The following is an 18,501-nucleotide window of genomic DNA, read 5'->3' on the forward strand; positions in this document are numbered from 1 at the left end:
TTCGCACCGGGCCGTGGGCACGTCGCTGCGCGGCTTTCGCCGCGTAGCGCCTACACGACTACAACTACACATTCTCCAGATGGCACGCCACCCACTGGTCCTCGCCCTTCAGACGCAGCTCGGGCGCCTCCACTCGGCAGCGGTCGAATGCGAGCGGGCAGCGGGTGTTGAAGCGGCAGCCCTTGGGCGGGTTGACGGGGCTGGGAACATCGCCCTTGAGAATGATCGGGGTGCGCTCGGCGCCGGGCTCGGGAATTGGGACGGCTGAGAGAAGCGCCCTGGTATAGGGATGGCCGGGGGACGCGAAGATCTGGCGGCGCGGGGCGAGCTCGACGATGCGGCCGAGATACATCACGGCGACGCGGTGCGTCATGTGCTCGACGATGGCGAGGTCGTGGCTGATGAAGAGGAGCGCGAGGCCGAACTCGCGCTGCAAATCCTGCAGCAGGTTGACGATCTGCGCCTTGACGGAGACGTCGAGCGCCGACACCGCCTCGTCACAAACGATCAGGTCGGGCTTGGCGGCGAGCGCGCGTGCAATGCCGATGCGCTGGCGCTGGCCGCCGGAGAATTCGTGCGGGCGGCGGTTCACGGCGTCGCGCGGCAGCCGGACGATCTCCATCAGCTCGGCAATGCGCGCATCGCGCTCGGCCGCAGTCTTGGAGAGGCCGAAATTGTTGATCGGCTCGGCGAGGATGTCGCGGATGCGCATCCGCGGATTGAGGCTGGAGAACGGATCCTGGAACACGACCTGCACGCGGCGGCGCATCTCGCGCAGGCGGTGCGGGCCGAGATCGTCGATGCGCAGGCCGTCGAGCACGATCTGTCCGGCCGTGATGTCGAACAGCCGCAGGATGGCGCGGCCGACGGTCGACTTGCCGCAGCCGGATTCGCCGACCATCGACAGGGTCTCGCCGCGCGCGATCTCGAACGACACGCCGTCGACGGCGTGCACCCGGCTCTTGGCTCGGCCGAACAGGCCGCTGCGGATCGGAAAATGCTTCTTGAGGTCGTTGACCTGCAGCAAGGGAGCGCTCATGCGGCGGCCTGCTCCTTGGCGGCGAAGTGACAGGCAGCGATGTGGTGCGGCGCCTTCTGCTCCAGCCCCGGCGCATATTGCCGGCACACATCGGTGGCGAGCGCGCAGCGGCCGGCGAACACGCAGCCCTCGATGCGCTGCTTGAGGTCCGGCACCTGGCCGGGAATCTCCGCGAGCCGCTTGATCTCGCCCGACAGCGACGAGCCGAGCTTCGGCAGCGCGCCGAGCAGGCCCTGCGTGTAGGGATGGCGGGGGCTTCGGAACAGTTCCCTCACCGGCGCTTCTTCGACCTTGCGGCCCGCATACATCACCATCACCCGCTCGGCGACCTCGGCAACGACGCCGAGATCATGGGTGATCAGGATGATCGCCGCGCCGACGCGCTGCTTCAGTTCCAGCATCAGCTTGAGGATCTGCGCCTGGATGGTGACGTCGAGCGCGGTGGTCGGCTCGTCGGCGATCAGGAGCTTTGGATTGCAGGCGAGCGCCATCGCGATCATCACGCGCTGGCGCATGCCGCCGGAGAGCTGATGCGGATATTCGCGCACGCGCCGTGCCGGCTCGGGGATGCCGACCAGGGTCAGCATCTCCACCGCGCGCGCCTCCGCCTGCGCCTGGTCGAGCCCCTGATGCAGCCGCAAGGTCTCGCCGATCTGGCGGCCAACCGTCAGCACCGGGTTGAGGCTGGTCATCGGCTCCTGGAAGATCATCGAGATGTCGTTGCCGCGAAGCGCGCGCATCTCGCGGTCGGAGAGCGTCAGGATCTCCCTGCCCTCGAGGCGGATGGAGCCGGCGATCTTGCCGGGCGGCTCCGGGATCAGGCGCATCATCGACATCGACGTGACCGACTTGCCGCAGCCGGATTCACCGACGATGGCGAGCGTCTCGCCGGGATTGACGTGGAACGACACGCCGTCGACGGCGCGGTTGATGCCGGTGGGGGTGCGGAAATGAACCTGCAGGTTCTCGACCTCGAGCAATGGCATCATTTGAGCTCCCGGCGATCTCTGACTGCGCTGCTCATGGGCTCTTCGCCATGCGCGGGTCGAGCGCGTCGCGGAGGCCGTCGCCGACGAGATTTACCGCGAGCACCGTCACCGACAGGAACGCCGCCGGGAAGAACACGATGTAGGGCTTGACCTGCCACAGCGCGCGGCCCTCGGCCATGATGTTGCCCCAGGACGGAATGGTCGGCGGCGTGCCGGCGCCGATGAAGGAGAGGATCGCCTCGGTGATCATGGCGCTGGCGCAGATGTAGGTCGCCTGCACCAGCATCGGCGCGGTCGTGTTCGGCAGGATGTGGCGCAGGATAACCATCGGCGTTCGCGTGCCCGAGGCGACGGCGCCATCGACATAGGGTTGCTCTCGCAACGACAGCACGACGCCGCGCACCAGCCGCGCCACGCGCGGGATCTCGGCGATGGTGATGGCGAGGATGACGTTGCCGACACTGCCGCGCGTCAGCGCCATCAGCGCCACCGCCAGCAAGATCGGCGGGATCGACATCAGCCCGTCCATGCAGCGCATCAGCACGCCGTCGGCCCAGCGCACGAAGCCGGCGACGAGACCGATCGTGAGCCCGATCAAGGAGGCGCCAAGCGCCACCGCGAGGCCAACCGTGAGCGAGACACGGGTGCCATAGAGCACGCGCGAATAGATGTCGCGGCCGAGCGCATCGGTGCCGAACCAGAAATCCGCCGACGGCAGCCGCGTGCGCTTGGCCGGCGCGATCGCGGTGGGATCGACGGTGAAGAGGAACGGCGCGAACACGCCGATGATGACGAGCAGCAGCAGCAGCGCGCCGCCGATCGCCACCGTCGGATGGTTGCGCAGGAAGCCGATGGCGCCGCGCCGGATCTTCGGCGCAACCATCAGGTCGGGCAGAACAGGGGCGAGGACGAGGCCCGGCGGCGGCGATGTGGATGTCGTGGCGGTCAATAGCGGATCCTCGGGTCGACCAGGGTGTAGGTGATGTCGATCAGGAGATTGACGAGCACGTAGACGAAGCTGAACAAGAGCACGATGCCCTGGATGACCGGATAGTCACGGCGCAGGATCGCATCGATGGTGAGCCGGCCGAGACCCGGAATGGCGAACACGCTCTCGGTGACGACGGCGCCACCGATCAGAAGCGCGATGCCGATGCCGACCACGGTGACGATCGGCACCGCGGCATTCTTCAGCGCATGAATGAACAGGATGCCGCCCTGCCCCAGCCCCTTGGCGCGGGCGGTGCGGATATAGTCCTGCTGCAGCACCTCGAGCATGGCGGCGCGGGTGATGCGCGCGATCAGGGCGATGTAGACGCAGCCGAGCGCGACCGCGGGCAGGATCAGGTTCTGCAGCCACGGCCAGACGCCTTGGGCCAGCGGCGTGTAGCCCTGCACCGGAAGCCAGTCGAACTTCAGCGCGAACACATAGGCCAGGATGTAGCCGACGACGAACACCGGCACCGAGAAGCCGAACACGGCAAAGGCCATGATGATGCGGTCGATCCAGGTCCCTGCCTTCCACGCCGCGATGACGCCGAGCGGCACCGCGACGATGATGGTGAGGACCAAAGTCACCATCATCAGCGACAAGGTCGGCTCGATCCGCTGGGCGATCAGGGCCGACACCGGCAGGTTGGTGAAGATCGAGGTGCCCAGATCGAAGTGCAGCAGACGCCACACCCAACTGCCGAACTGGACCAGGAATGGCTGGTCCAGTCCGAGATTGGCGCGGATGCGCTCGACGTCGGCCGGACTCGCCTGGTCGCCTGCGATGACAACGGCCGGATCGCCCGGCGCGATGTACAGCAGGCTGAAGACGAACAGCGCGACGATCGCCATCACCGGCAGCGTCGACAGGACTCGTCGGAGCGCATAAGCGAGCATGAGACGTCTTTCGCTTTACGCCGTCTTCGACACGCCCCAGAACAGCGGGATCGGCCCCTTGGTCACGCCGGAGACGTTCTTGCGCCACGCGGTGTAGCCGAGGAAGAAGCCGGTCGGCGCGAACACGACGTCGTCGAGCGCGGCCTTGTTGATGCGCGCGGCAACCGCCTTCTCCTCGTCGAGCGACTTGGCGGCGAACCAGTTGGTGATCTCCTTTTCCACGGGCTCGCTGGTCGGCCAGCCGAACCAGGCCTTGTCGCCATTGGCGCGCAGCGCGGTGTAGGCGGCCGGGTTAATGCAGTCGGCGCCTGCGTGCCAGGTGTGGAACATGTGCCAGCCGCCTTGCGAAGGCGGCGTCTTCTGCGCGCGGCGGGCGCCGACGGTGCCCCAATCGGTGGCGACGAAGTCGACGGTCATGCCGAGCTTCTTCAGGAGATCAGCGGTAACGTCGCCGAACGCCTTGGTGATCGGCTGGTCCTGCGCGACGACGCAGGTGATCGGCTCACCCTTGTAGCCGGCCTCCTCGAGCAGCTTCTTGGCCGCCGCGAAATCGCGTTTGCCTTTGAGGATGTCGCCGCCCGCCTCGGTATAGAGCGGCGTGTCCGGCGTGAAGAAGCCGGGCAGCGGCTTCCACAGCGCGTTGTCGTCGCCGACCAGCGCGCGCATATAATCTTCCTGGCTCATCGCCATCAGGATTGCCTGGCGCGCCTTCACGTTGTTGAACGGCGCATGCAGGTGGTTCATGCGGAACGAGCCGACATTGCCCAAGGGATCGCCGATGTCGACGCCGATGTTCTTGTTGCCCTTCAGCACCGGCACGAGATCGGTGATCGGGTTCTCCCACCAGTCGACCTCGCCGTTCTGCAACGCGGCGGCCGCGGTCGCGGGATCCGGCATGATCACCCATTCGACGCGATCGACCAGCACCTGCTTGCCGCCGGCGAGCCACACCGGCTTCTCCTGGCGCGGCACGTAGTCGGTGAACTTCTCGAACACGGCCTTGGCGCCCGGCACCCACTCGCCCTTGACGAACTTGAACGGGCCAGAACCGACATATTCCGACATCTGCTTGAACGGGTCGGTCTGCGCAATGCGCTCGGGCATGATGAAGGCGCAGGGCGCATTGCCCTTGCCGAGCGCGAACAGCATCTTCGGATAGGGCTGCTTCAACACCCATTTGAAGGTCTTGTCGTCGACGGCCGTGAGCTCGTTCTGCAGCGCCTTCAGCATCAGCCCCATCGGATCGCGCGCCGACCAGCGCGTGAGGCTGGCGACGACGTCCTTGGCGAGCACCGGCGCGCCGTCGTGGAATTTCAGGCCCGGGCGCAGCTTGAAGGTCCAGGTCAGGCCGTCAGAGGAGACCTCTTCGGATTCCACCATCTGGCGCTGCGGCACGAACTGGTCGTCGATGCCGTACAGCGTGTCCCACACCATCGCGGCCGCATTGCGGACCACATATTGCGTGCCCCAGATCGGATCGAAATTGGCGAGATTGGCCTGCGGCACGAAACGCAGCGTCCGTGCGGACGCGCCTTGCGCGATCGCCGGCGCCGCGAACCCCGTCAGCGCCAGGCCACTCGCGCCCGCCAATCCCTTCAATACCGTTCTGCGATCCATGTTCTCTCCTGATGCAACTTGCCTGAGTTCAATTGCCGAAATTGTAAGCAAGGCCCATGCCATGCGCGCGAAGGGGATTCATTTGAACGCAAATGAGGCATGAGGCGCAAGGGCGCAGGTGCCGTAGGGTGGGCAAAGGCGATGCGATAATCCCTCCACGTCCGAGGTCACCGTGGCGCCGTGCCCACCATCGCGCCGCACACTCCGCCGCAAGACGGTGCACACGGCGCCATTGCGGTCTCACATTTGGAAACAGCACGGCTGCGCCTTTGCCCACCCTACGCAGTGTGCCAGCTGGCCGCATCACGACTTGCGCACCGGCGAGCCATCCGCCATCAGCCGCTCGCCCTTGCGTTCGACGATCATGCCATAGGCTTGCGGCTGGCGGTGGACGTCGAAATTGAAGATCGTCTGCTTATAGGATCTGCACAAATCGAGGTCACAGCGCGCCAGCGCGATCTCGTCGCCCTTGGTGGCGCAGGCCGCCACGATCTCGCCCGAGGGTGCGATGATGCAGCTGCCGGCGATGTGGTCGATGCCCTCCTCGATGCCGCCCTTGGCGACGCCGATCACCCAGGTGCCGTTCTGATAGGCACCGGACTGCATCACCAGGCGGTTGTGGAACAGCGAAAGGTCGTCATGCTCCGGTGCGGGCGGATTGTGCACCGGCGTGTTGTAGCCGATCAGCACCATCTCGACGCCCTGCAGCCCCATCACGCGATAGGTCTCGGGCCAGCGGCGGTCGTTGCAGATCGCGATGCCGATCACGCCGCCAAAGGCGCTGGCGACGCCGAAACTTTTGCCCGGCTCGAAATAGCGCTTTTCCAGATGTTGGAACTTGCGCCACGGCTCGTGCTCGGCATGGCCCGGCAGATGCACCTTGCGGTATTTCGAGACGATCGCGCCGGTCTTGTCGACGAGAATGGCCGTGTTGTAGCGGTGTACGATGCCGTCCTCGAGCGCCAGCTCGGCATAGCCCAGGCAGAAGCCGACGCGCAGCTCCTTCGCGAGCGCGAACAAGGCCTGCGTTTCCGGCCCTGGCATCTCGCGCTCGAAATAGAGGTCGATCTCGGCCTGATCGGCCATGTACCAGCGCGGGAAGAACGTCGTCAGCGCCAGCTCGGGATAAACGATCAGGTCGCAGCCATTGGCGTGCGCCTGCCGCATCAACGCCATCAGTCGCGCAACCACCGCGGTCCGTGTTTCGCTCTTGGCAATCGGACCGAGCTGACCAATGGCGACGTTGACGAAGCGCGGCATGTTTCCGTTCCCTATTTCGGAACTAAGTGATCGTTCCGTGGCGCGCAGCTCTTGCACCGATCATGCCATGCCTGCTCAATCGCGCAAGCCCGGCGCGTAGCCGAACGCCACGGCCGGCTCGGCCGCGGTCTCGACCCACACGCTCTTCACCTGCGTGTATTCGTAGAGCGCCTCGACGCCGGAGGAGCGGCCATGGCCGCTGTTGTTGTAGCCGCCGAACGGCGAGGCGACGTTGATGGTCTTGTAGGCGTTGATCCAGAACGTCCCGGCCTTGACCTGTGCTGCGACGCGATGCGCGCGCGCGACATCCCTGGTCCACACCGCGCCCGCGAGGCCGAACTCGCTGTCATTGGCGATCGCGATCGCCTCCGCCTCGGTGTCGAAGCGGATCGCGGCGACGACCGGACCGAACACCTCCTTGCGCGCGATGCCCATGGCGTTGGTGACGTTCTTGAGCACGGTCGGCTTGACGAAATATCCGCCGTCCTGCGCCACGCCAGTTGCGCCAGCGGCGACCTCGGCCCCCTCGGCCGCGCCTTCACGGATCATCGACAGCACGTGATCATATTGCTTGGCGTTGTTGATCGGACCGATCTCGGTGTCCGCCGACAGCGGATCGCCGCATCTGATCTTCGCCGCGCCTTTCGCGACCAGATCGACGAAGCGGTCATAGACCGCGCCCTGCACCAGCAGCCTGGAGCCGGCGACGCAGCTCTGTCCGGCGCCGCCGAAGATCGCGGCCTGCGCGCCGACGGCGGCGCGTTCGAGATCGGCATCGGCGAACACGATGTTGGCGGACTTGCCGCCGAGCTCGAGCACCGACGGCAACAGCCTGCGCGCCGCAGCCTCGCCGATCAGCCGCCCGGTCGGTACCGAACCGACGAACACGACCTTCCTGACCGCAGGCTGGCCCAGCGCGGCCTGCCCCGTGGTGTGGCCGAAACCCGCGAGCACGTTGACGACGCCCTTCGGCAGGCCCGCGCGTTCGGCGATGCTTGCCAGCGCCAGCGACGTCAGCGGCGTCAGCTCCGACGGCTTGAGCAGCACGGCGTTGCCCATGCTGATGGCGGGCGCGATCTGCCAGCCCGCGGTGAAGATTGGCGCGTTCCACGGCGTGATCTGCAGCACCACGCCCATCGGCTCGCGACGCGTGTAGTTGAGATGGCTCGAAGGCACCGGGATGACGTCGCCGTGGAATTTGTCGGCCCAGCCGGCATAGTACTCGAACATCTCCGCGACCTTGGCGACCTCGCCCCTGGTGTCGCGGATCGGCTTGCCGGCGGACAGTGATTCCAAATGCGCCAGCGGCTCGGCCGCGGCGAGGATCGCCCGTGCCACCGCCTGCATCACGCGGCCGCGGCCCGCGGCGGTCAGATTCGCCCACTCCGCCTGCCCCGCCACAGCAGCTGCCGCCGCCTTGGCCGCCACATCGGCGCCGGCATCGGCATAGGTGAACAGCAATCTGCCGGTGGCGGGATCATTCACCGAGACCGTCGCGCCATCGCCGACGATGAGGTCACCGCCGACATGGGAGCCAACGGCCTCCAAGTCAGGCCAGAACGGTAGCGTCGCGGCGCGCAGGCGGGGATCGATGAAATGGGTCATGGCGGCAGGCTCACGGCTTCGCCATCGAACCGAGCTGCAGCTCGACGATGCGGTTGAAATCATCAGTGTCGGCAATGCTGGCGGCGCTGTCCGCCCAGATGCGCGCGGTGTCGGCGGCCATCGGCAGCGACAGTCCGAGCTCACCGATGAGCTGCGCCGCGAGCCTGACGTCCTTGCGCATCAGCTGCATGGTGAAGCCGGAATCGAAGGCGCCGTTGAGAATCCAATTGGGCACGTTGACGAGCGTGACGCCGGAGCGGCCCGAGCCGGCATTCAGACCTTCCAGCAGCCGCTCGGCATCGACGCCCGCCGCATCGGCGATGCGCAGCGCCTCCGCGGCGGTGAGCAGGTGCGCGGCGCAGAGGAGATTGTTGACGATCTTGGCGACGTTGCCGGCGCCGACGCCGCCGACATGGACGCGCTTGGCGCTCATGCGATCCAGCACCGGCATCACACGCGCCAGATCCGCGTCGTCGGCGCCGATCACCATGGTCATCGTGCCGCTCGCCGCGCCCTTCGGTCCGCCGCTGACGGGCGCATCGACGAAGCCCATGCCGCGCGCCTTGAGAAGGGCTGCGAGCCGGCGCGAGGTCTCGGGATGCGAGGTCGAGGTGTCGACGATGACGACGCCGGGCCTGGCCTGCGCGAGGATGCCGCCGGCGCCCTCCACGACATCGGCGACGATGCCGGCGGTCGGCAGCGACAGGATGACGATGTCGGCGGCGGCGATCACGCCGCCAATGCCGTCGGCAATCGCGATGCCCTCGGCCGCCAGCGCCGTTCGCATCGCGGCGAGCGCGTCATAGCCGGTGACGGCAAAGCCGGCGCCCTTCAGCGTCAGCGCCATGCCGCGCCCCATCTTGCCAAGTCCGATGATGCCGATCGCCGTCACGTGGCCTCCTGCCAGGATTTGCCTCGGCAGCGTAGCCGCACCAATCCGGAGCAGACATCAGCGCCCTCCGCCGCTAGTGTTGCCCTGAGGTCAACAGTTTCCGAAGCCATGTCCGCCCTGCTCGATCACCACCGCCTGCACTATCTGCACGAGGCGATCCGCCTCGGCTCGGTACGCGCCGCCGCGGAAGCGCTCGACGTCAACGCGTCGGTGATCAGCCGGCAGATCGCACTGCTGGAGAAGGAGCTCGGCCTGACCCTGCTCGAGCGGCTCAGCCGCGGCATCCGCGCCACCGAGGCCGGCGCGCTGCTGGTCGAGCGCTTCCGACAATGGCAGGCCGACCAGGCCGACACCGTCGCGAAGTTGCGCGAACTGCAGGGCCTCAAGCGCGGCCATGTCGACATCGTGCTCGGTGAGGGTTTCGTCAGCGACCTGATGTCCGGCCCGCTCGGCCGGTTCTGGCAGCGCCATCCCGACCTCACCATGGCGTTCGATCTCGCCGGCACCAACGAGGTCGTCAATGCCGTTGCCGAGGATCGCCATCACATCGGGCTGGTGTTCAATCCGGGCGCCGATCCCCGCATCCGGATCGCCACCGCGAGCCGGCAGCCGCTGTGCGCGATCATGCCGCCGGATCACGCGCTGGCGCGGCTCGGCCGTCCCTTGCGCCTGCGCGAGCTCGCCGACCACCCGCTCGGACTGATGCATCCGAGCTACGGCACGCGCCAGATCGTGGCGATGGCGGAGGCCGCCGAACGCATCGCTCTGTCGCCGAAGCTGACCACCAGCTCGATCAACGTGCTCCGCCACTTCGTCAAGAGCGGCCTCGGCCTGACGCTCTTGCCCGCCTTCTCGATCGCCGCCGATCTTGCCGACGGCTCACTCGCTGCCGTGCCGGTCGACAACGGCCTGCTGGCCTCGAGCGAAGCCTGCGTCATCACCCGGCGCGGCCGCGAGCTGCCGCATGCCGCCGGTCACCTGCTGCGCTTCCTGAGTGGTCAGATGCGGGCGTTCCGGGTCGGCGGAGCCGCCGGCAAGACCAGGACGCGCGGCGCCGGACGTTGATCCGCGCAGATCACCGCGGATCGTTTTCCGTTGCGCTCGCACGTGGGTTGCGATTGGATGTTGCAACCTCGGGAATCGACCTCATGCGCAACGTTCTCGCGATCGCGTTCGGCCTGTGGGCGGCGACAGCGGCCCAGGCCGAGACCTGCCAGTTCATCGGCAACCAGATCCTGTGCGACGACGGGACCTCGGGGCAGCGGATCGGCAACAACACTTATTGGAACGACGGCTCCTCGTCACAGCAGATCGGGCGCTTCACCTACAACAACGACGGCAGCAGCTCGCAGCAGATCGGCAACCACACCTACTACAGCGACGGCACGTCGGCGCATACGATCGGAAACACGACCTATTTCAGCGACGGCAGGACGTGCCGACGGATGGGCAACCGCGTCTCTTGCGACTAGGCGATTCGGCCAATGTGACCGACGCTGCAACGGCTTCTCGGAGCTGGAAATATTTGAAATAAAGGGAATTGAACCCTTGCATCGGGGCACGTCGGCTCCGGTCGACGGTCGTTCAACTGGCGTTTCACGAAGGTAGCCATCATGGAGTTCCGCTTTTCTTCAACGATCGAAGACGAGGCCTCACACGTCCGCTTCCAACTTGGAAATCTCGAATTCTTTCGAACCGAGAAATATGATGTGACCTGGCCAGATGCACTCAAAGCGGAGATCGAGCAAGGTATAGCTCAGTTTTCAGATGAGAGACTGCGCGACGCGATCGTGCGTCACGACTTGCCGGGCGCCAGTTTGGAGCGCGTCGTGCAGTCATGGCGGCGGGTGGAGGATCGATTTGCTTCCGATTTCGTTGCGCAGCTTACGCGACAGTTGCCAAAGGTCGTGCGCGTCCATGTCACCAAGTTTGGTCCGGGCGGGTCGCACAATGGCGCATCGATGGCGCCGCGGTTGGTCGTAAGCTATCCGGAAATGAAGGGATTGGATTTCAACAGCGTTCTCGTCCATGAGTTCATCGAAGTCTTGCTTTGGACAAGGTTCCGCAGCGAAGAAGCCAGACTGGGAAAGAGAGCCGCTCATGCCATCAAGGAAGCTGTCGTCGACAAGTTCTGCTCCTGCGACAACCTGATACCCGTCGTTGGGAGCTACAGAAAACAAGCGAGCTATTCCCAACTGCCTCCGGATTGGGAAGGTTGGCTACCAGCTAAAGGGCTGACGTGGAGTTCGTAGCGACCAGGCCAAATCTAGTGCGGCGTCATGCTGGCTGGCGTTGACGCAGCGGTGGTGACGGCTAACAAGTAAGAGGTCACAGTTCGGGCCGGCAAACAGTCAACCACCCGACGAATTCACTCCACGACCAAACCTTGACCGAAAACCCGGCGCGATGAATTCTTGCGGCGAGCCGGGTTTCGTTTGTTACCAAAACATCAGACTCGTCCGCAGCCGTTGCAGCTATCAGCGCGTCTTCCGCGTGCTTCGTATTTCCTGCCATGTGCGCGACGATTGAGGCGTTGACTGCATTGCGGCCCCAACTGCATTCATCCCACTCTGAAACGTCCCAAATTGCGCCGGTTGTCGATACCTTCCCAGCCAGTCCGTATATCTCCAACAAAGCAGCGCGCTTCGGCTCTGGAGCCAGCGACAGCTCATCGCGCTGAACGTGGGTGCTAACGAGCGTCAATTGACCGTCCGCGATGCGCTCCTGAATCGCTCCGATCACAACCTGATCGGCCGCAACCAGATCATGCACATTACTGTCCAGCATGATTCTCATGGGTCAGTGTTCTATTTGAAAATGAATCGTCAGGTAAAATGGTTGCCACCATACTTGCCACCAAAGAGAACCTACCTTTGGCTAAGTGGCTGAAAATACTGGAGCGGGTGAAGGGAATCGAACCCTCGTATTCAGCTTGGAAGGCTGCTGCTCTACCATTGAGCTACACCCGCATCAGGGCGTTCCCTAACATGGTCCGCGGCGGGTCTCAACCTCTTCGGGGCGGGGTTTCGAAGCAGATGGGTCCCGGATCGGGCCTGATGGAACGGCCCGAAGCGATGGCAGCGCGCGACATCGAGACCGCGGCGCGGCACGCCGGCGGCGGCCGGTTCCGTAATCTGCCCCCTACCCTCGCCGTCCGGACCGTCCTATATTGGCGTCACCATCAACAACGAAAGGAGGTGATCCAGTGTCTTTCACCAAGCGCTGTCACCTCGCTGGGATCGCCCGCTGAGCGGCTCTTCATGAGCGACGTTTGAGGGCGTGATTCGTCAGCGGATTGCGCCATCGCGGCTTGGCAACGGGGCGGTCTCGGCCCTGGACCAGCGAGTTCAAGAACGGAAGCGCGGCGGGTCTCACGGCTCGCCGCGTTTTTTATGGCACCTCCGCCCGTTCCCCGGCGGACGGTGCCGGGGGCGCCGGCTCACTGCGGACGAACCGCCGCGCCAGGAAGCCGCCGAAGCCGAGCATCCAGAAATACTGCACGTACTCCGGTGCAAGCGCTGCGATCACGATGCCCGGCACGAACACGATGACGGGAAAGATCGCGCCGGCGATCTCGGCATGGCGGCCGCTTGGAAGCGCGAGCCACCACAGCGCGGCGTTCAGCGACGCAATGATCGTCAGATGCAGGCCATAGAGGACGGCGACCGCGCTGCTCAGCCTGTAGCCGCCGTAGAGCCCGTTGGTCACCGGCAGCAGCACGATCGACAACAGGAAGAACAGATTCAGGATGACCACGGGCCGGCCCGCGAACGGCTGCCGGGCCAGCCGCCGGTGGTGGCTGATCCAGAACACGCCGGCGATGATGAAGCTGAGGACCAGCCCGGCGAGACGGCCGGAATAGGTATGCGCCAGGTCGATCCAGCCGGGCATATGCGCGAAATTGGGCTTCGGCAGGTCGTAGGCGAGAAGCGTCATCGCCACACCGAAGATGGTGTTGGACAGCGATTCCAGCCGGCGCATCTCGAACAGGTGGGACTGAGGCTCTGTCATGTCGAATCGGAAGCGACCGCGGCGGGGAACGGAGATGAAGACTCACGTTCTATAGCAGCTCCGGCGCCGCACCGCCCGACCTCGCTGCCGCCCTTGGGCGGCAGGCTGTCACGTCACTCGCCGCCCTCCAGACCAAACCGGCGATCGAGCGGCAGCCCTCACCGGCACGCATAGATATGGCCATCGAAGCCGCGATAGCTGCGCGTCGCCGGGTTGTAGCTGCGGAACTGGACGCAGGCCGGCACACCCGCTGTGCGCAGCCGGGGCTTGTCCTCCGGATGCAGCCGGGCCGCGGTCGGGGTTGCGGCCGCAGGCCTCGCCATCACGATCATCGGCCGGCTGGCGACCATGCGCGATGTCCTGCCGCCATCCTTGACCGCTGCATCCCTGACGGCGACCACAACGGCCTGCGCCTGGGCCGCCTTGCCGGATGACGGCTTGCCCGATGAGGCCCTGGCTGGGGGTGGCGTCGTCGCGGGCGGATTGGCCGCGGCCGTCTTGGCGGAGGACGGCTTGGCAGAGGACGGCTTGGTCGCTGCTGCCGCCGCCGTCGACGGCGATTTCACGGACGGCTTGGTCAGGGACGGCTTACCGGCGACTGGCTCTGCTGCGGCGGCCTTCGGAGCCGCATCCTGCTTGTCCGTAACTGCGGCCTGCTTCGGCTCAGCCGAGGCGGCGGATGTCGTCGCAGCCGCCTCCGCAGCCGCGACAGGCTTGACCTCGGCACCGGCCGAAATGTCGGCGCTGGCAGCCTGGCTCGGAACGGACGGCCCAGGATTGACCGACGCGGTCTTGTCGTCTGCAGGGATCTTGTCCTCGGCAACGGGCGCCTCGGCCGGCTTCTTGATCAGCTTCTTGCATTCCAGCGGGAACACCAGCTCGCCCGACGCCGTCAACCCGATCGGCTCGCATCCGCCGAACGGCCCGCTGTCCTTGCCCTGATCCTTGGCCACCTCGCCTGCGGATGGTGAGGAGCCGCCCGGCTCGGCGCTTCGCGCAAGCGAAACGCCAACTACAATCTGAAATAGAACAACGCCGCACAACAATCCGGCCCGGCCGGCCTTCCGCCCCAATGTACACATGACACGCTCGCTCGACGCATGAACTCCGACAAGGCCATCACGCCATTGAGGCAAGTCTGTGAAGGCAAGCCGCGGATTCCCGCTGCGATGTCAATTCGATGGCATTGTGTCCTGTTTGCACGATCAACCGTGCCGCAGGAATCCCTCAATGCGGTTGCAATCGGAGCCTAACAGGGTCGCCCGCGTGCGGTGACCGTCGGGCATTGATGGCCGCGGCCAGATGCGAGCGTCCGGACAGACCCATTGAGCGCAACCGACTATCGTCCCGACATCGACTGCCTGCGCGGCTTCGCAGTGATCTCGGTGATCGCGTTCCACTACGACATCTCGCCGTTTCGCAGCGGCTATGTCGGCGTCGACATCTTCTTCGTCATCTCGGGCTTCCTCATCACGCGGATCATTCATGCGGAGGTGCGGACCGGAACGTTCTCATTCGCGGCGTTCTACCGGCGCCGTGCCAGGCGCATCCTGCCCGCCGCCCTCGCGATGCTGTGCGTCACCCTGCTCGGCGCCAGCGTGATCCTGTTGCCGCGAGATGCAGTGTCCGTGGCGCACCAAGCGCTGGCCGTCCTCGTCTTCTGCTCCAACATCCTGCTGTGGTCGCAGCAGGGCTATTTCGACGCCGCCGCCATCACCAAGCCGCTGCTGCACACCTGGTCGCTCGGGGTCGAGGAGCAGTACTATCTGCTGTTCCCCACGCTGGCGCTCGCCGCCTTCGCGCTGCGGCGGTCGCTGATGCTTGCGAGCTTCGCCGCGGTCTGCGCGACCTCGTTCCTGCTCTGTGTGATCCAGACCCGGCTGCAACCCGCCGCCGCGTTCTTTCTGTTGCCGGCCCGGGTCTGGGAGCTCGCGCTCGGCGCGCTGCTGGCCGTGGAAGCCCTGCCGGCACCGCAAAGCCAACGGCTCAGGATTGCGGTGGCAGCACTGGGCTGGATCGCACTCGCCGCCGCCGTCAACCTGTTCTCGCCGCACACGCCCTATCCCGGCACGGCCGCGCTGCTGCCGTGCCTCGGCGCCGCCGCCGTGATCTGGGCCAATCCGACCCCGAGCAAGGCCGTGCTGACCGCGGTCAAACCGATGATCGCGATCGGGCTGTGGTCCTACTCGCTCTATCTCTGGCACTGGCCCGTCGTCTCGCTGGCGACGGCCGTCTGGGGTCCGCCGAGCTCGATCGCGGACAAGCTGGCGCTGCTTGGAGCCTGCACCGTGCTGGCGCTGACGAGCTTCTATCTGATCGAGCAGCCGGCGAGGCGCGCGCAGTCGCCGATCGCGGCGCGCGCGCTGGTCGCGAGCGCATCGGTCGTGCTGCTGGCGTCACTCTCGATCATCGGACTTGCCGGCTTTCCCGCCCGCTTCTCGCCGCGGGAGCGGGCGATAGCGGAATTCATCAGCTACGATCATAAGTCCGTCTATGAGAGCGGCACCTGCTTCCTCGATCCGGGCCAGACGTTCGAGGCGCTGCAGCCGTCATGCCTTGCCAAAGGCCCGCGCCCGCGCATCCTGGTGTGGGGCGACAGTCACGCCGCTCACCTCATCCATGGCCTGACGCGAGCCATGCCCCAGGCCTCGCTACTGCGCGCCAGCCTTGCGCAATGCGTCCCTCACGCCGAAGCGGGCCAGTCCGCCGCCTGCACGAATTTCAACCGCCGGCTGCCTCGGCTGGTGCGCGAGCTCACGCCCGACATCGTCGTGCTCTCGGGCAATTGGACGCGCACCGCGACGACGCCGGCCGCACAGGCGAGCCTGCTCGCCACGATCAAGGCGATTGCGGACACCGGCAGCAAGGTGGTGGTGGTCGGGCCGGGCCCGCAATTCGATCGTCCGCTACCGCATCTGCTGATCGCGGCGAAGCGGTTCGGCGTCGGTACCGACGGGCACATGCTGGATCTGCTCGGCGAGGTCGACGACTTCATGCGCACGCTGCTGACGGACGTGGCGCAGACCGAATACGTTTCGCTGCTCGCGCTGCTGTGTCCGGCAGGAGATTGCGTGCTCCAGACCGCCGACGGCGCGCCGCTCGCCTGGGACGATGGTCACCTCACGGCGCAGGGCTCGGAGCTCGCAGGCGCACGGATCGTCGCGGCGTCGCCGGCATTGGCCGCGGCCGCAAGCGCCGCAACCGATAGCGAATAGCGCCACCTAATCGTCCGACAGGAACCTCGCGAACACCGGCGCGGCGCGCTCGCCCATGCGCTGGGCCCCTGCCACGGTGAAATGGCCGGCATCCTGGAACAGCCACACGCCCCCCTCCACGACCGGGCAATCCTGGTCGCAATAGACCTCCGAGGGCCTGAGCAGCGTCACCTTGGCCAACGGCCTGATCGCCTCCAACAGGACGGCATCGATGATGCGGTTGGTCGCCACCGCCTCGCTCTTCGGCACGGCATCGCACGGCTTGGCGGGCGCATGCCAGCGCGGCCCCGGCAGCATGCGTAGCTGATCGAAGGCGCAATTCACCGGACGGACCTGGCCGCCGACGACGAGGAAATGCCGGCCCGGCCGGTCGAGCAGACGGATCGTCTCGGCAAGATGAGCGGCGACCGCGGCGTTGCGGGCCTGCGCTGCCGGCCCATCGCCGAGATCGAGATAATGCTGCCACGCCTGCCCGATCACGACGAAATCGGCCTGCGACTGCCGGATCCGCGGCAGCTCGCTGTCGCGCAACTCTGCGCACACCTGGGCGCGCGGTCCCTCCGCGGTGAGCCCGGCGAGCGTGGGACATCCGCTCATGGTGGAGACGTGCCCGATCATGCCGCGCGCCTTCAGCGTCGCATCGAGCGCGGCGACATATTGCTGGACGTAGGAATCGCCGAGCAGCTCGACGCCGCGCGTGCCGTCGAGATCGCCGAACGCGCAGAGACGGCCGAAGGTGCGGCCGCATTTGTTGAGGCCGAAGCCCTGCAGCTGGAACAGCGCGAGCTGGTCGTCGGGCAGTCGCGACACGACGCCGTTGGCGCGGAACGTCACATGGGTGAGCGCGGCACCCACGATGAGCACGGTCGCAAAGCTCGCCACCTGCGCAACCCTCGGCCACGGCAGCCGCCGCAGCGGCCGCTCGACGATGACGAACATTAGCGTGGTCAGCACCGCCATCAGCGCGAGCTGCGCCGCCAGTCCCGCCGCGGTCTGCGCCGCATCGCCAAAGATGAAACGGACGAAGAAGATCACCGGCCAGTGCACGAGATACAGCGAATAGGAGGCGGCGCCGACGACGCGCACCGGGCGGACCATCACCAGCGATGTCGGCGCGTTGGCCGCAATGATGACGGCTGTGGCGATGCAGGGCAGCAGCGCGGTGACGCCCGCAAGGGACTGATAGCGGCCGATCACGAGGAGGCTGCCGGCCAGGACGACGTCGCCACAGGCGGCGGCGAGCAGGCGTGCGCGGCGCGGCGACGCTGCCAGGCGGGCCTCGAGCGGAATGGCGAGCGCGCCGAGCGCGAATTCGAACACCCGGAACGGCGTCAGGAAGAACACGGCGTCCGGATCGCGCGATGACCAGAGTGCGGCCGCGGCAAGGGACAACAGCCCGATCGCGGCAATGGCACGGAACACATGCCGGCGCGTGCCGAGCCACATCAGCAGCAGCGGCGCCAGCGCGTAGAATTGAACCTCCGCCGACAGCGACCACAAATGCAGCAGCGGCAACTGATCCGCGCTCGGCGCGAAATAGGCGCTGGCCTCGCGCCAATATTGGATGTTGGCGATCGAGAGCAGCCCGTGGGTCGCCTCCTTGGCGAGCTGGCGCAGGGCTTCCGGCGACAAAAACAGCCAGCCGACCGCGAACGTCGCCGCTGTCGTCGTGACCAGCGCCGGCAGGATGCGCCGCGCCCTGCGCAGATAGAACTCCGACAGCGAGAACCGCTGCGCGGCGACGTCGCGCAGGATCTGCCCGGTGATGAGATAGCCGGAGATGACGAAGAAGATGTCGACACCGGCATAGCCGGCCTCGAAACCCGTGATCTTCAGATGAAAGAGAATGACGATGACGACGGCGATCGCCCGGAGGGCATCGATGTCGGCCCGATGACTGCGTTCCAATGTCGTCCACTCCGCGCATCCCTCGAGGCGGACGAGTTGCGCAGACACGAATGGCAACAGCGGGAAACAGTCATGACG

General features: G+C 66.1%; 17 protein-coding genes and 1 tRNA gene. 5 read left to right on the plus strand and 13 right to left on the minus strand.

Annotation, left to right across the window (positions count from 1 at the left end; all coding sequences use genetic code 11):
* Positions 1 to 64: 64 nt before the first annotated feature.
* The 8 genes from QX124_RS26300 to QX124_RS26335 form a co-directional block, all read right to left on the minus strand.
* Positions 65 to 1,039 carry an oligopeptide/dipeptide ABC transporter ATP-binding protein gene (locus QX124_RS26300; protein WP_315798685.1) on the minus strand — a complete coding sequence of 325 codons (975 nt, stop codon included), beginning with the start codon at positions 1,037 to 1,039 and terminating at the stop codon, positions 65 to 67.
* The gene (locus QX124_RS26305) at positions 1,036 to 2,025 is read right to left on the minus strand and encodes an ABC transporter ATP-binding protein (RefSeq protein WP_315737732.1); all 990 of its coding nucleotides are present in this window, start codon (positions 2,023 to 2,025) and stop codon (positions 1,036 to 1,038) included. The genes QX124_RS26300 and QX124_RS26305 overlap by 4 nt, the downstream gene beginning before the upstream one ends.
* Before the next feature lie 34 nt (positions 2,026 to 2,059).
* Complete coding sequence (locus tag QX124_RS26310) at positions 2,060 to 2,977, minus strand: ABC transporter permease (protein WP_315754138.1); 918 nt, start codon at positions 2,975 to 2,977, stop codon at positions 2,060 to 2,062.
* Entirely contained in the window at positions 2,974 to 3,915 is a 942-nt protein-coding gene (locus QX124_RS26315) for an ABC transporter permease (protein WP_315754136.1), read from the minus strand. Before QX124_RS26315 ends, QX124_RS26310 begins: the two co-directional genes overlap by 4 nt.
* Before the next feature lie 15 nt (positions 3,916 to 3,930).
* A complete protein-coding gene (locus tag QX124_RS26320) occupies positions 3,931 to 5,532 on the minus strand; it encodes an ABC transporter substrate-binding protein (RefSeq protein ID WP_315798686.1) in 1,602 nt (533 codons plus the stop codon).
* A 303-nt stretch (positions 5,533 to 5,835) separates the two neighbouring features.
* Entirely contained in the window at positions 5,836 to 6,792 is a 957-nt protein-coding gene (locus QX124_RS26325; RefSeq protein WP_315798687.1) for an N-carbamoyl-D-amino-acid hydrolase, read from the minus strand.
* A 75-nt stretch (positions 6,793 to 6,867) separates the two neighbouring features.
* Positions 6,868 to 8,397 carry an aldehyde dehydrogenase family protein gene (locus tag QX124_RS26330; protein WP_315798688.1) on the minus strand — a complete coding sequence of 510 codons (1,530 nt, stop codon included), beginning with the start codon at positions 8,395 to 8,397 and terminating at the stop codon, positions 6,868 to 6,870.
* Between the two features lie 10 nt (positions 8,398 to 8,407).
* Positions 8,408 to 9,289, minus strand: coding sequence for an NAD(P)-dependent oxidoreductase (locus tag QX124_RS26335; protein WP_315798689.1), 882 nt, complete (start codon positions 9,287 to 9,289; stop codon positions 8,408 to 8,410).
* Positions 9,290 to 9,397: 108 nt separating this feature from the next.
* On the opposite strand from QX124_RS26335, the gene QX124_RS26340 reads away from it, so the two are divergent.
* From QX124_RS26340 to QX124_RS26350, 3 genes are all read left to right on the plus strand, one after another.
* Positions 9,398 to 10,354 (plus strand): LysR family transcriptional regulator, encoded by a 957-nt coding sequence (locus QX124_RS26340; protein ID WP_315798690.1) that lies wholly within the window; start codon positions 9,398 to 9,400, stop codon positions 10,352 to 10,354.
* 83 nt (positions 10,355 to 10,437) lie between these two features.
* Positions 10,438 to 10,761, plus strand: a complete 324-nt coding sequence (locus QX124_RS26345; RefSeq protein ID WP_315754125.1) for a hypothetical protein — start codon at positions 10,438 to 10,440, stop codon at positions 10,759 to 10,761.
* A 141-nt stretch (positions 10,762 to 10,902) separates the two neighbouring features.
* The gene (locus QX124_RS26350; RefSeq protein WP_315754123.1) at positions 10,903 to 11,541 is read left to right on the plus strand and encodes a hypothetical protein; all 639 of its coding nucleotides are present in this window, start codon (positions 10,903 to 10,905) and stop codon (positions 11,539 to 11,541) included.
* A 76-nt stretch (positions 11,542 to 11,617) separates the two neighbouring features.
* Here QX124_RS26350 and QX124_RS26355 read toward each other — a convergent pair whose 3' ends face one another.
* Both QX124_RS26355 and QX124_RS26360 read right to left on the minus strand, forming a co-directional pair.
* Positions 11,618 to 12,085 carry a hypothetical protein gene (locus QX124_RS26355; RefSeq protein ID WP_315737550.1) on the minus strand — a complete coding sequence of 156 codons (468 nt, stop codon included), beginning with the start codon at positions 12,083 to 12,085 and terminating at the stop codon, positions 11,618 to 11,620.
* A 99-nt stretch (positions 12,086 to 12,184) separates the two neighbouring features.
* Positions 12,185 to 12,258: transfer RNA gene (locus QX124_RS26360), tRNA-Gly, on the minus strand.
* Positions 12,259 to 12,345: 87 nt separating this feature from the next.
* On the opposite strand from QX124_RS26360, the gene QX124_RS26365 reads away from it, so the two are divergent.
* The gene (locus tag QX124_RS26365; protein WP_315798691.1) at positions 12,346 to 12,564 is read left to right on the plus strand and encodes a hypothetical protein; all 219 of its coding nucleotides are present in this window, start codon (positions 12,346 to 12,348) and stop codon (positions 12,562 to 12,564) included.
* Between the two features lie 115 nt (positions 12,565 to 12,679).
* Here the strand turns inward: QX124_RS26365 and QX124_RS26370 are convergent, their stop codons facing one another.
* Both QX124_RS26370 and QX124_RS26375 read right to left on the minus strand, forming a co-directional pair.
* Positions 12,680 to 13,300 (minus strand): TMEM175 family protein, encoded by a 621-nt coding sequence (locus QX124_RS26370; RefSeq protein ID WP_315737549.1) that lies wholly within the window; start codon positions 13,298 to 13,300, stop codon positions 12,680 to 12,682.
* 158 nt (positions 13,301 to 13,458) lie between these two features.
* Complete coding sequence (locus QX124_RS26375) at positions 13,459 to 14,253, minus strand: hypothetical protein (protein ID WP_315798692.1); 795 nt, start codon at positions 14,251 to 14,253, stop codon at positions 13,459 to 13,461.
* Positions 14,254 to 14,625: 372 nt separating this feature from the next.
* On the opposite strand from QX124_RS26375, the gene QX124_RS26380 reads away from it, so the two are divergent.
* Positions 14,626 to 16,515 (plus strand): acyltransferase family protein, encoded by a 1,890-nt coding sequence (locus tag QX124_RS26380; protein ID WP_315798693.1) that lies wholly within the window; start codon positions 14,626 to 14,628, stop codon positions 16,513 to 16,515.
* A gap of 6 nt (positions 16,516 to 16,521) precedes the next feature.
* Here the strand turns inward: QX124_RS26380 and QX124_RS26385 are convergent, their stop codons facing one another.
* Positions 16,522 to 18,423: an acyltransferase family protein gene (locus QX124_RS26385; protein WP_315798694.1), complete on the minus strand. Its 1,902-nt coding sequence runs from the start codon at positions 18,421 to 18,423 to the stop codon at positions 16,522 to 16,524.
* Between the last annotated feature and the right edge of the window lie 78 nt (positions 18,424 to 18,501).

The sequence above is a fragment of the Bradyrhizobium sp. SZCCHNRI3043 genome (assembly GCF_032377735.1).
Taxonomy (GTDB): domain Bacteria; phylum Pseudomonadota; class Alphaproteobacteria; order Rhizobiales; family Xanthobacteraceae; genus Bradyrhizobium.